Origin of the sequence: Paenibacillus faecalis (assembly GCF_900289175.1) — a bacterium.
Classification (GTDB): Bacteria; Bacillota; Bacilli; order Paenibacillales; family Paenibacillaceae; genus Paenibacillus_AQ; species Paenibacillus_AQ faecalis.
In genome coordinates this window covers 3,853,016-3,867,035 of record NZ_LT985747.1, presented here as the reverse complement: position 1 = coordinate 3,867,035, position 14,020 = coordinate 3,853,016, and the positions used below count along the sequence as shown (strand labels likewise).

The window sequence follows — 14,020 nt, the reverse complement described above, 5'->3', positions numbered from 1 at the left end:
GAAGATGTCTACATCAATATGGAAACTTAGATTGGGAAAAGGTTTGCTATATGCCTTTTTAATCTTGGTGGCAGTCATATGTATCGTTCCATTCTACAGCATGATTGTTACTTCGACGCACTCGAACTCGGATATTGCGCGGACATTGCCGCTTTGGATCGGGGAAGAGTTTTCTAACAACTATGGCCGTCTCATGGAAGCCGTTAATATTTGGCGCGGCTTTTTGAACAGCGTAATTATAGCCGTCTCTTCGACAGCGCTGGGTGTTTACTTTTCGGCACTGGCTGGTTACGGGTTCGCCAAATTCAGATTTAAAGGCTCCAAGTGGCTGTTTATGTTTGTACTGGGTACGATGATGATTCCGGGCCAGCTCGGGATTATCGGATTTTTCAGACTGATCAGCGGGATGGATCTTTTGAATACATATTGGCCGCTGATCCTGCCGTCCATTGCGAATGCTTTCGGTATATTCTTCCTAAAGCAGTACGTGGATGGTGCGGTCCCTAATGAGATTATTGAATCCGGCCGGGTAGACGGGTGTAGAGAATTGAAAATGTTCCATCGCCTTATTTTCCCGATTATGATGCCTGGTATAGCCACATTAGCGATATTCATTTTTATCGGAAAATGGAACAGCTTCCTTGAACCGATGATCATTCTATTTGAGAACCACTTGCAGCCGCTGCCTGTTATGATTGCCGGGGTCAAGACCCAATTTAATACCGATTATGGTGCACAGTATGTCGGCATTCTCATTTCGGTTTTACCTATACTAGTCTTCTTCTCGTTAGCTTCGAAAAAGGTGATTAGCGGGGTAGCAGCCGGGGCTGTAAAAGAATAAAAGAGGATTTACTTCAAGCAGGAGGTGATCACGTCACGCTCTACAAATGTTTGGCAGATTAAGAAAAAGTCACATCAACTTCGAGGAGTGAATGCACATGAAACGCATGAAATCTTGGTCCATTCTAGTTATTCTTACTTTGATGGTTGGCTTGCTGTCGGCATGCGGCGGAGGGAAAGAAGAAGCATCCCCTCAGTCGTCTGAAGGTACAGAAAGCGTACAAAATAACGGGGAGCTGCAAGGTAAACTGGTTATCTGGTCATTTTTTGATCAAGTGAAAGAGATGGCTAACAAGTTCATGGAGAAACACCCTGGGGTCGAGGTGGACGTAAAGCTGTTCCCTGGTGACCAATATCAGACGAAGCTGCAAACCGCTTTGCAGACAGGCTCGGATGCTCCGGACATCTTTGATTTGGAGCGGAGCTATGTCGGAAAATTCGTCAACTCACCATTTGTTGAAGATTTGTCCAAGATGGGCGCTGACGAATTGCTGAAGGATTATGTTCCTTATGTGGCGGCTCTCGGTAAAGATGAGAACGGTGCGATAAAAGCGATCTCCGATCACTCATCTCCAGGCGGTTTTTGGTACAACCGCGAGCAAGCAAAGAAATATTTGGGTACAGACGATCCGCTTGAAGTGTCCGAAATGCTTAGCAGCTGGGATAAAATCATTGAACTAGGCAAAAAGGTTGTAGAAGAAAGCGATGGCAAGGTTCACCTGTTGACCAATACGGAAGATGTTATCTTTTTCAATCAATATCATAACGAGCCTTGGGTTAAGGATGGAAAATTCAACTATGACCCGAAATGGAACGATGTTCTGAATATCCAGCGTGAAATCCGTGAAAGCGGTGTGGACGCCAAGCTTGGCTACTTTACTCCAGGCTGGGGCAATGCGCTTAATGATGGCAGTGTTATTGCGATAGCGATGCCGGCATGGGCAGGTTTCATGGTTGACAACAAGGATGATCAGGCTATTGGCAAGTACGGCATTGCGATGGGACCGGAAGGATATTATATGGGCGGTACATATCGTTCGATCTACTCCAAATCCCAAAACAAAGAACTTGCTTATGAATTCATCAAGTTTGTTGCGAGTGAGGAATGGCAGGATTATAACTTGCAAAAAACCGGTAATATGCCTGCATTAAAGACCGTTTATGAGAAAAACATGGATAGTTTCAAAATGGAGTATACGGGTGATCAGAACATTTTGAGAATGTACTATGATATCTCGATGAGCATTCCGGCAACGATTCCGGACAAATACAGTGAAGACATTCAGAAGATTTTTGTGAAACAATCACTGGAAGCGATAGACAACAACGGCACGAATGAAGAAGTATATGAGAAAGTAACAAAGCAAGTGAAAAGCGATTATCCGGAATTAGGTGTCGAATAGATCTGTGAAGGAACAACATGAGAAGCAATGGAAAGTGGTGACGCTATATGTCCAGCATACAAGATTATATTCGTACCATTCGCATTATTGATGGTCACGAGCATTTAAGCCCGCCTTCCATTCGTCAAAAAGAAAAAGCCGATTTTTTTAGCTTATTCCATTATTTGGATTCTGACTTTGTAACAGCCGGGATGAAAAGGGGAACTTTTCATCCCGGAACTTCTCTGACGAATGAAGAAAAGGCGCGTCTGTTTTTAACGTATTGGAATCGAACCAAAAATACAGCTTATGCAAAATCGTTTCAACTTGCCATAAATGAATTGTATGGAGAAAGCACCTGGACCGAACAGGGTATTCTTGAATTAAACGAGAAGGTTCTTGCGGCAACAGCCGATGACGGATGGTACGATCACGTGTTGGATCAAGCCGGAATCGATGTGGCGATAACGCTTGTTCAGTCGACAAAGCTGAATTTTGCGCGGTTCAAGCCAGTGATGTTCCTTGACTTCTATTTTAAATTACGCACTTTAAAAGATGTCGAGGCGGTGGAGCAAAGCTCCGGTGTACGAATTCATTCCTTAAGAGATTACATTGACGCGCTGAATGTGCTTATGGACCGTTACAAGGCAGATGGAATGGTGGCGACCAAGCTGGGACATGCGTACTGGCGCACGCTTCGCGTAGAAAAACCGACGTATGCAGATGCAGAACGGATATTCAACCGTCTTAGCCGTCTTTATCTGGAGGAAAGCATTACTCAGCAGGAATCGGCTATTTTGCAGGATTTTCTTATTCATGAAGTGATTCGCGCATCGATTGCGCGCAAGCTGCCGATACAGATCCATACCGGACATCATGAAACCAGTGTATCGAATAACGGCAATATCATTACGAACTCGCAAGTGACAGATTTGATTCCACTATTTTTGGACTACCCGGATGCACAATTTGTACTGCTTCATGGCGGGTTTCCATATATGTTTCCATACTTATCAGTTGTCAAGAATTTTGCCAACGTCTATGCCGACATGACCTGGATGTATATCATTTCACCGACAGCGTCGAAGCAATTTTTGCACCAATTGATTGAGATGGTTCCGCAGACGAAGATATTCGGCTTCGGTGGAGATTACAACCAGATTGAAGGAACTTTCGCCCATGCGAAAATGGCGCGTCAAGCGATTGGTGAAGTGCTTGAAGAGAAAGTGCTGGCAGGATATATGACGGAGGATGAAGCACAGGAATTTGCCCGCCGGATTTTGCGGGATAATCTGCTTGAGTTCTACCAACTGTGATTATTGAGGCCGGAGTCCGGAGCATCCGGGGTTCGGCCTTTATTTATAAAGGATTTACGTGACGTTAGGCTTATATTTCGAAGAAACGCTGCCGTCTTTTTAATAACAAGGAGGCCCAGTTGTTTCTTTTTGCAAACGGAGGTATAGACATGGGTGTACTTCAATATCGAGAGCTGGATAAAAAAGAGTACGAGCTTAGCTTGATCGCTCCTGAAGGACATCAGGACAGTCGATTTGTTTTGGAAGGATTGTTAAGGGTGCAAGGCAGTGAAGACTTGTCGGCAGTTATTCCGGTACAACAGATTGAGCAGATGGAAAAGGGGCTTCGCTGCTCTGGCAGCTCGGACATCTTTACAGTGTCATCAGAATGGATAGAAGATGAAGCGTCTTCTTCGGTTGCGGTAACGATGAACATTACTTATACAGGCAGCACATCCAAGGAATTCGGTTTAACGGTAAAGGGGCGGCTGGCTGGGGAAGGGAAACCAACATGGATGATCCCGGGTGCTTTTTATCAGGAAAATCGCTTTAAACATAATCAGCGCCCCTACCCTCGATACGATTACGAAGGCGGCAAAGCTGAAGAGATGGTTTCCGACTATTGGTCATTCCGTTCTGATCGCAGTGCTATGCCTGTTGTATTCGCATGGAATGACGGAATGTGCGTGGGCATGTACACAGATGAAATGTCCGCTATGGGCATCAGCGGCCTTGGATTCCGCGGCAATGCGGAGTCTACCGAGGTATGGCTGAACTTTCCTTACCGTGAAGAGCCGGTCGTCTTTGACGGGTCGTCCAAGCCGAAGGAGGCAGATTGTCCGTTATACCGTGTTGAACCGGGAGAAACGATTGAACTTTCATTCCGGCTGTATGCGGCAGGACCGGATCTCCATGCTTATGATCCGTTCGTGCGCTTCATCTATGCTGAACATGAACAGCGGTACGAACTGAATCCTTGGATGGGACTTGATGAAGCAGCTGAGCTGACTGCACATGGGTTATATCATTGGCACTACAATGAGGAGCACAGCATCCTATATGAAACGGCTGCGTTTGATCGCGAGTTTAACAACAACGTGAAAGGAATGGGCGATCGCCCGCACATGCATGTGGGTTGGGTTAGCGGCGTTCCTTATGCATATGCATTGTTAACGTATGGACGGCGGCATGGCAATGAAGAGTATGCGAAAGCGGGCATGCGTGTCATCGACAAAATCGCAACAGGCCTGGCTCCTTGCGGTACGTTTTGGGCAGAGTGGAGGCTCGATAAAGGCTGGAGCTCGGGCTGGAATCCGAAGTCGACATGGGTTCAGGCCCGGACTGTATCGGAAGCGACGTTGTTCATGATCCGCGCACTTTCTTTTGAACGAGAGCAGGGGCATGATCATCCGGATTGGGAGCATGCAATCCGCTCAAACCTTGAATTTGCGGTCACACACCAACGCGAGGACGGCAACTTCGGATCATACTATCACGTGGAGAACAGCACGGTTGAAGAATGGGACGGCGCAGGCGGTTTGTTATGGATGGCGGCGCTGCTGGAAGGCGCGGCGCTGTTTGGCAATGAGGCTTATAGGGAAGCGGCACGCGGCGGAGGACATTATTACAAAAAGTTTATCCACAACGAGCTTATCTATGGCGCGCCGGAGGATGTGCATCTGACGCCGACATCCGAGGATGCCTACAATGCTGTGGTCGCTTATGTGCTGCTGTATGAAACATTTCAGGACCGCGAATGGCTGAACCTTGCGGCCAAAGCTGCCGATTGGATGATGACGTTCCGCTGGTCGTACAATCTTGAGTTTCCGCGTCGTACACTGCTGAAGCAATATGATTACCGTTCGCGCGGCGCAGATCAGGCATCGCCATCCAATCAGCACCTGCACAACTACGGTTTGTTCTGTGTGCCGGAGTCGCTGCGTCTATGGCGTTATACACAGGACGACTACTACTTGCAGCGCACCCGTGATCATCTTGCGTGCTTCCTGCAGTTTATCGCTCGTGAGGATGGCGATTTCAATGCGTACAAAGGGATGGTCACTGAGCGTTTCTACAATACGAACTGCTTCCAGCCGAAGGGGATGATGCTGACGCTTTCGCACGCATGGTGCGTCGGACTGATTTTGTATGCCTGCCAGGAAGCGAAGGTGTTTGAGCAGGAACTCAAGCTGTTTACGAAGTAAGGATAAACGGCGGTGAAGGGAACGAGTGCGATGAAATGGGTCGGATTGGATATCGGGACGACGTCGATATGCGGCGTCGTGCTTGATACGGAAGGAGGCGGGCTGCTTGCGAGCATCACAAGGCGCAATGATGCTGATATTCCAGGATCTAATCCTTGGGAGCGAATGCAGAATCCTGAGCGGATCGTTGTTGTCGTAAACGCAGTTCTTGAAGAACTGCTGCTTAGACACCCGGATGTACAGGGGATCGGTATCACCGGACAAATGCACGGCATTGTGTACACAGATGCTACAGGAAAGCATGTCAGCCCATTATACACGTGGCAGGATCAGCGGGGGGCGCTCCCCTATTCTGGGTCAGGTGTCGGTGACAGCTTAGGTGTTAGCGATAACGGCAAACGTAACAGCAGAGACGGCGTGTATGACGTTAACAGCGGTAGTAACGATGATGGTGATCATAGGGAAAATGGCGTGAACCAACACATCAGCACTTATGCTGAACAGTTCAGTGAAAGAATCGGCTATCGGGTGCAGCCAGGTTATGGCCTTGCTACGCATACGGCAAACCAGGCGCTTCATCTCGTGCCATCGACCGCTCGTTATATGTGTACGATCGCGGATTATGCCGCTATGCGGATCGGAGGTGGGACGATACCGCGTATGGATTCGTCCCAAGCGGCGAGTATGGGCGCGTTTAGCTTAGATGACGGTGACTTTGATCGGGAGGTGCTGGCGAGTGCCGGGTTAGAGACGGCAATGCTCCCTGAGATTGTGTCCGGGGGGACGGTCGTTGGACAATATCGCAGCAGCATTCCTGTATATGTGGCTATTGGCGATAATCAGGCGAGCTTCCTTGGAGCGGTGGCGAACATTTCGGATTCCGTGCTCGTAAACATCGGCACCGGAGGTCAAGTATCCATTTATACGGATAGTTTGATGGAAATTCCCGGTATGGAGACGCGCCCGTTTCCCGGTGGCGGATATTTGCTGGTCGGCGCGTCGTTGTGTGGTGGAAAGTCGTATGCTATGCTTGAGCGCTTCTTCCGCGATGTAATATATACGTTTACGGGCGAGAATGGACTGCCGCTGTACGAACGGATGAATGAGATCGCGGAGTCGTATGGTTCTACAGCCGCCGATCCCGGATTAACGGTCGATCCACGATTTCTCGGAACGCGTAACGAAGCAGGACCGGGGGCAGGCGGAGTGATTAGCGGCATTACCCTTGATAACTGGCGGACCGATGCGCTTGCTTTTGCCTTCCTTGACGGTATGGCAGAAGAGCTGAGGTCGTATTATGCGGCTGTGCCCAAAACCATGACGACACGAATTCGCCGTTTGATCGGCTCCGGCAACGGCGTGCGCCTTAATCGGGTGCTGTCGCAACGGCTTAGTGCTCGCTTTGGCCTGCCCTTGGAGCTGCCTCCATTTGAAGAGGAAGGGGCTGTCGGCGCTGCTTTATGCGCTGCCGTTGGAGCCGGCTGCCTGCCATCGTTCGCTTCCGCCGGGCAATGCCTCGAATGAATTTCGGATGAACAGTAAATCAATCTAATCCAGTAAGGGGAAATAAGACATGCAAATGATGACAGCAAATGCGAAGGATAGCTTGGCAATCAACGCAATTCGTACGCTCGGAATAGATGCGATTGAACGGGCCAATTCCGGACATCCAGGGATTGTAATGGGCGCTGCGCCGATGGCTTATGCGCTGTGGCAGCGCCAAATGATCGTGAATCCGAAGGCGCCGGATTGGGTCAATCGGGACAGATTCGTCCTGTCGGCTGGCCACGGATCGATGCTGCTGTACAGCCTGCTACACCTGAGCGGTTATGATGTGAGCATAGAAGATATTAAACAATTTCGGCGCTATGGTAGCAAGACGCCGGGCCACCCGGAATACGGTCATACGCCAGGGGTCGATGCTACAACCGGTCCGCTTGGGCAAGGTATAGCGATGTCGGTAGGCATGGCTATGGCTGAGGCTCACTTGGCGGCTACGTACAATCGGGAAGAATATCCGGTAATCGATCATTATACTTATGCGCTATGCGGTGACGGCGATCTGATGGAAGGCGTTTCTGCCGAGGCTGCATCGCTCGCCGGGCATTTAAAGCTCGGAAAATTAATAGTATTGTACGATTCCAATGACATCTGTCTGGATGGGGAACTGAACCGGACCTTTACAGAAAGCGTACAAAAGCGCTTTAAAGCCTATGGATGGCATTATATTCGTGTTGAGGATCAGCACGATGTAGAAGCGATTAACAGCGCTATCGAAGCGGCGAAGCGAGAGAGTGATCGTCCAACGCTGATCGAAGTTAAGACCACGATCGGATACGGCAGCCCTAATAAAGCGGGCAAAGGTGGAAGTGTCGGGCCGCATGGTTCACCGCTAGGCAAGGAGGAAAGCGTGCTGACGAAGGCGCATTATGGCTGGACACACGAGCCATTCGAGTTGCCGGATGAAGCTTATGAGCAGTTCCGTGCCATCGGACAGCGCGGCGAAGCGCGATATGAAGAATGGCAGGCGATGATGGATCGCTATCATGAAGAATATCCAGAGCTTCACCTCCAACTGCAAATGGCCGTGAAGGGAGAACTTCCGCAAGGTTGGGACGAGGAGCTGCCAACCTATGATCCGGCTGTCTCCGGTATTGCTACTCGCGCCGCTTCAGGCAGAGCGCTGAATGCTATCGCTTCACGCGTACCTTATCTCGTTGGCGGCTCTGCAGACTTGGCCAGCTCTAACAATACGATGCTTCAGGGGATGGCTGATTTCACCCCTGCTGATTATAGCGGCCGCAACATATGGTTTGGTGTGCGCGAGTTCGCGATGGCATGTGCCATGAACGGGATGTCGCTGCACGGGGGCGTTAAGGTTTACGGCGGAACATTCTTTGTGTTCTCGGATTATTTGAAGCCAGCTATCCGGATGGCGGCAATGATGAAATTGCCGGTGATCTACGTACTGACGCATGACAGTATCGCCGTTGGCGAGGATGGCCCGACACATGAGCCGATTGAACAGCTTGTTGGGCTGCGCGCCATTCCAGGCATTACCGTGCTTCGGCCTGCCGACGCAGAGGAGACAAACGAGGCGTGGCGCTTTGCGATGGAACAGCAGGAAGGACCTATCGTGCTCGTGCTGACTCGCCAGAATTTGCCGAACCTGAAAGGAACGCAGGAAGGTGCTCGCAAAGGTCTTCGCAAGGGTGCGTATATCGTGTCGGAGGCAGCGGGCGAACGTCCACATGTACAGCTGCTGGCGACTGGATCTGAAGTGTCGCTTGCGGTTGAAGCGCAGGAACGCCTTGAAGCCGAAGGCATTCCAACACGTGTTGTCAGTATGCCGAGCTGGGAACTGTTCGACCGGCAGTCCACTGAATACCGTGACAAGGTTATTGCACCGGACGTAAGGAAACGCTTGGCTATTGAAATGGCGCATCCGCTTGGATGGCACCAATACGTTGGTGACAAGGGCGATGTAGTCGGTATTCGTACTTTCGGCGCCTCTGGAGACGGCAAGACGATTATGCAATCATTCGGATTTACTGCTGATCAGATCGTGGAACGGGTTAAACAGATGATGAAGGTATAGTGTTGTTGGATTGTTGGATCGCAAAGATCAAGATATATGAGTGAATTATGCAAAGACGCTCTTTCGTCCTGGAAAAGGATACCAAGAGCGTTTTTGCGTATAATTGAAGAGTTGCTATATGATCAATCTGCAGACTTCTTTAAGCAGAGTCCGTTTGCACTTTTTGCAAGTTCATAATTGACCCCTCGCACAGATGCCGGGTGACTGTTACAATAGGAAAAGTGTGCATAACAGTGTGTATCATTTTGAAGATTGAATTTCAAAAGAAAGGAGCGATAACTGTGATTTACGGGATCGGACACGATGTACTCGAAATGAGGCGTGTTGCTCTGTTGCTGGGAGGACCCTACGGACAAAAGTTTATAGAACGGGTACTGACCAAGACAGAACAGGCTTTAGCTGAGAACAAGGGTGGAAGCCGTACGGAATTTGTTGCGGGGCGATTTGCAGCAAAGGAAGCTGTAAGCAAGGCCTTTGGTTGTGGAATTGGTAGTGTGATCGGCTTTCGTGATATTGAAATATTACCGGACAAGCACGGGAAACCGGTTGTCACGTTATCAGCTTCCGCTTGGTCCCGATTAGGCATAGGTAAACCAGGTCAATATATACTTCATTTGACGATTTCACACCAAACGGAGCTGGCTTCCGCTTTTTCGATTGTCGAGAAGTTGGAAAAGTAATGGCTGTATAAAGGAGAATAAAGCATATGAATAACATAGAGCATCAGCGACTTTTCAGCCGGGAGCTGCTGGAATGGTACGGACGCAGCAAACGGGATTTGCCGTGGAGGCGGCATCGCAATCCTTACTATATATGGGTCTCAGAAATTATGTTGCAGCAAACACGGGTGGACACGGTTATCCCCTATTTCAACCGTTTTATCGAAAAGTTCCCGACCGTAGAGGCGCTAGCTGACGCACCGGAAGAAGAAGTCCTTAAATGCTGGGAAGGTCTCGGTTATTATTCGAGGGCTCGTAATTTACAGCATGCGGCTCGACAGGTGAAAGAGCAGTATGGCGGAGTTATGCCCAGCGGCAAGGAAGAAGTGTTCGGGTTAAAAGGAGTGGGCCCTTACACGGCTGGAGCGATCCGCAGCATTGCATTTAACATTCCAGCACCGGCTGTAGACGGCAACGTGATGAGAGTACTCTCCCGATATTTTTTAATTGAAGAAGATATTATGAAGGGGAGCACCCGCTCACACATGGAGGATCTGGTGGTCTCTTTGATCCCGGAGGGCAGGGCGTCTGATTTCAATCAGGGGCTGATGGAGCTTGGAGCGCTCGTATGTACGCCGAAATCTCCAAAATGTCTTACCTGTCCGGTCATGGAACACTGCGCTGCTCGTCTTGAAGGTAAGGAGGAGTCCCTTCCGATCAAGACCAAGGCCAAACCACCACGTCCGGAATATCGGTTGACAGCGCTTGTGGAAGGAAAGGATGAGCATGCAGGGAAAGTGTTGATCCGTAAACGTCCTGCGACCGGTCTGTTAGCCGGGATGTGGGAGCTTCCTCACATTCTCTTATCTTCAGATAAAGGAGCAGGTCTTGCTTCGATACCGGATGAAGCAGCTATGGACAGGCTTGCAGGGGAATTGAAGGATGAAGGGATTCCGATCGTACCGGTGTCGCATTTCATGAATGCCGAGCATACGTTCAGCCATATTCATTGGAACATGCGCGTGTTCCGTTGTCAGTGGCGTGATATCGGAACAGATCATTTATACGCTGCTGAAAGTGCAGCTTCTTATGAACCGGTCTTTACGCTGGTGCAAGAGGGTGAAGAAAAGCTCGACAAAGACGTTTCGTTCCGCTGGATTTCAGCGGATGATATGCAGTTTTATGCATTTCCAAACGTGTTCCTTCGGATATTGAATGCGTACTTTTTTTCGCAATCATGATAGTTTTTATTTTCGTAAAAAACGCCATCGTTATCTCAAAAAAACGATGGCGTTTTTGATGTTTGCCAGCATATGACCACCCCTGATCCGAGAGAGCTACAATCAAAAAGAAAGCCTGTTCGATGAAACCATCTCATTGTCACTTTAGACCGGAGGTGGTTTTGTTTCATCATCAATGAAACAAAATTAAATTGTTTCACGGGAAACAAGTTGTTTATCGGGATAAATCTCATGAAATAAATTAAATATAACCGAAATAGACATTTTCTCTTTTCAATTTGAGCGGGATGTGGTTTAATGTACATGAAACATGTTTCATGTATTTCTATTTTGTTTCATTGATGTCAGGGGGGATCGTGGTCAATATCAAGGATGTCGCAAAATTGGCTGGCGTATCTCCAGCAACCGTATCAAGGGTGTTATCGAATAAAGGCAATACCTCAGAAGACGTACGGACAAAAGTCCAGATGGCGATTCGGAAGACGAACTATGTTAATTCCAGAGGTGTCAAGTCTCTCATCGCTAGCAACGGAACCATTTGTTTGACCATCGCCCGGAATTCGACAGATATCTTCGGGAACCCATTCTTCGACAGCGTGTTGTACGGGGTATCGAGCACCGTCGAGCAGCATGGAATGGATTTGCAGTTGGCGGTGTTCCACAGCGTCGATCGGCAGATCGAGAAATGTTTGCAGTTGTACAAGCAGAACAGGATTGATGGGCTCATCCTGACCGGGATTTTGTCGGATGACAAGGATCGGCTACTGCGAGCCTTTCATAAGGAGCATATTCCTTTTGTGATGATCGGCTGCACGTTCCGTCATGACGTATTCTCTGTCCATAACGACAATATGCGGGACGGATATATGGCTGCTCGGCATCTGATTGACGCCGGATACCAGCATCCCGTTGTATTGACACAGGACACGAAACTGGATGTATTTGCGGCGAGAATATCCGGTTACAGCCAAGCGGTGCAGCAAGCTGGATTGGATGCGTGTGCCGAGCGCATCGTGCAGGTCGGTTCGGAAGAAGAGGATGTTATGGATGCACTGCAGTGTCTGCTTGATGAAGGTATCGCCGTTGACAGCGTCATTGCGATGGATAGTGTTATGTCGCTTAGTGTATTGAAGTTTTGCCAATTGAACGATCTGCGCGTTCCGGAGGACGTGGGGATTATTGGATTCAATGATGCCCCTTATCTGGTCAAGGTATCCCCGACATTAAGCTGTGTGGAGATGAATGGGGCCAACTTGGGTGCGGAAGCATTTCATTTGTTGAATGAGATCATCATTGAACCGCGGGCAATGAGTCTCAAAAAAAATGTGACGCTTCCGTCTAGGCTGATCATTCGTCAATCGACCGCAAGATCTTCCTTGCAGGTCAGGTAGAGGCATTTAAGTAAATCTGTGGGGGAGGAAATCCCGCAGAACGGATTGCATCTATTTTTCCACAGATTACAGAGCAAGTAAGGAGCGATTATGGATTTATATCTTGTACGGCATGGACAATCGGTTGGCAATACACTGCCGGATCGGGATATGCCGGATTCACCGCTGACTGAGCTGGGTCGTTCGCAAGCCGAACGCGTGGCGATACATTTGCGGGATCGGGGTATCGGCGCCATCTATTCCAGTCCGTTAATTCGGGCGATGCAGTCGGCACAGCCGTTGGCAAGACTGCTTGGTTTACCGATTCATGTCATGAAAACGTTGTATGAAGTTAGGGAAGGCAGCCGGTTTATCGGCCTTTCTCAGCAATTGTTATTGGAGACCGTCCCGGAAGCCGTATTCGAAAATACCATGGAGACGGATGGATGGGAATGTCCGGGTGGAGAGCGGCCCGATAAGGTTATGCGGCGCGCGGAAGAAGCACTGAGGCAGCTTCGGTCGTGCAGCGAGCAGCGGATTGCGGTATTTTGTCACGGGAATTTTAATGAATACATCATTCGTGAAGCGATCGGCATCGCATCAGCGGTACATATCCGGTTTCCCCAGGAAAATACGGGGGTGAACCATATTATCTTCGGCGAGCAATCGACCGAGTTGATGAAGCTGAACGATACGGGGCATCTCCCGAAAGGGAAGTTAGAGCTGGCTGGTCGGGCCGTTGTTAGCCCTTCGGGTGGATAAATGATTATAACAACACAGAGGAGAACATTATTTATGCATTTATATGTCATTCGCCATGCACAATCGACGATGAATATTGGACAGGGAGGTGGACCGAACTGTAGTTTGTCGGAAGTGGGACGATGGCAGGCGGGGCAGATCCCTTCATTTTTCATGGATATCCAGCTGGATATGATCTTCTGTAGTCCCTTACGCAGAGTTATTCAGACCGCAACGCCTCTTGCCAAGGCGCAGGGGCTGAATATAGTGCTGATTCCTGAGATGTCCGAAATATTCAATGAGGAATGGAAAGACTACCGAGATTATGATTGGGAAGCATGTGAGCAGATTGTAGGGGAATTTCCGCATGCACAATTTGTAGAATATCAAGATATGCAGCACAAATGGTGGCCAACTTGGCCAGAGAATCATGCCATCGTTCGTAAGCGCGTTCAGAAATTTGTCAATGCCAAGTTGACCGATTATTACGGAACCGACATGAATATTGCGGTGTTCGGGCATGGTCAGACGATCGCAGATATGAAGCAAATCGTCAATCCTGGAGACATTCATCCCGTATACAATGCGGCGATTGTGCATTATGTTCTCGATTCGGAAGGTCAATGTGTAAATGTATCGTTGCATAAAGACCATCTTGGTCGGCACGTATACGAATAAATATTTAAATTT

At 48.9% G+C, this 14,020-nt stretch carries 11 protein-coding genes; all 11 read left to right on the top strand.

Annotation, left to right across the window (positions count from 1 at the left end; genetic code table 11):
* Positions 1-4: 4 nt before the first annotated feature.
* The 11 genes from C8268_RS18115 to C8268_RS18065 all read left to right on the top strand — a co-directional run bounded on the left by C8268_RS18115 (position 5) and on the right by C8268_RS18065 (position 14,008).
* The gene (locus tag C8268_RS18115) at positions 5-841 is read left to right on the top strand and encodes a carbohydrate ABC transporter permease (RefSeq protein ID WP_106768959.1); all 837 of its coding nucleotides are present in this window, start codon (positions 5-7) and stop codon (positions 839-841) included.
* Positions 842-938: 97 nt separating this feature from the next.
* Positions 939-2,243 (top strand): ABC transporter substrate-binding protein, encoded by a 1,305-nt coding sequence (locus C8268_RS18110; RefSeq protein WP_158702767.1) that lies wholly within the window; start codon positions 939-941, stop codon positions 2,241-2,243.
* A gap of 47 nt (positions 2,244-2,290) precedes the next feature.
* Complete coding sequence (locus C8268_RS18105) at positions 2,291-3,538, top strand: amidohydrolase family protein (RefSeq protein WP_106768957.1); 1,248 nt, start codon at positions 2,291-2,293, stop codon at positions 3,536-3,538.
* Between the two features lie 149 nt (positions 3,539-3,687).
* The gene (locus C8268_RS18100; RefSeq protein ID WP_158702766.1) at positions 3,688-5,721 is read left to right on the top strand and encodes a YyaL domain-containing protein; all 2,034 of its coding nucleotides are present in this window, start codon (positions 3,688-3,690) and stop codon (positions 5,719-5,721) included.
* A gap of 12 nt (positions 5,722-5,733) precedes the next feature.
* The gene (locus C8268_RS18095) at positions 5,734-7,245 is read left to right on the top strand and encodes a sedoheptulokinase (RefSeq protein ID WP_106768955.1); all 1,512 of its coding nucleotides are present in this window, start codon (positions 5,734-5,736) and stop codon (positions 7,243-7,245) included.
* A 58-nt stretch (positions 7,246-7,303) separates the two neighbouring features.
* Positions 7,304-9,319, top strand: a complete 2,016-nt coding sequence (gene tkt / locus C8268_RS18090; RefSeq protein WP_106770016.1) for a transketolase — start codon at positions 7,304-7,306, stop codon at positions 9,317-9,319.
* A 281-nt stretch (positions 9,320-9,600) separates the two neighbouring features.
* A complete protein-coding gene (acpS, locus tag C8268_RS18085; RefSeq protein WP_106770015.1) occupies positions 9,601-9,999 on the top strand; it encodes a holo-ACP synthase in 399 nt (132 codons plus the stop codon).
* A 26-nt stretch (positions 10,000-10,025) separates the two neighbouring features.
* A complete protein-coding gene (mutY, locus tag C8268_RS18080; protein ID WP_106768954.1) occupies positions 10,026-11,219 on the top strand; it encodes an A/G-specific adenine glycosylase in 1,194 nt (397 codons plus the stop codon).
* A gap of 356 nt (positions 11,220-11,575) precedes the next feature.
* On the top strand, positions 11,576-12,610 hold the full coding sequence (locus C8268_RS18075) for a LacI family DNA-binding transcriptional regulator (protein WP_106768953.1): 1,035 nt from the start codon (positions 11,576-11,578) through the stop codon (positions 12,608-12,610).
* A gap of 90 nt (positions 12,611-12,700) precedes the next feature.
* Complete coding sequence (locus C8268_RS18070; RefSeq protein WP_106768952.1) at positions 12,701-13,351, top strand: histidine phosphatase family protein; 651 nt, start codon at positions 12,701-12,703, stop codon at positions 13,349-13,351.
* Between the two features lie 33 nt (positions 13,352-13,384).
* A complete protein-coding gene (locus C8268_RS18065; protein ID WP_106768951.1) occupies positions 13,385-14,008 on the top strand; it encodes a histidine phosphatase family protein in 624 nt (207 codons plus the stop codon).
* Positions 14,009-14,020 lie beyond the last annotated feature (12 nt).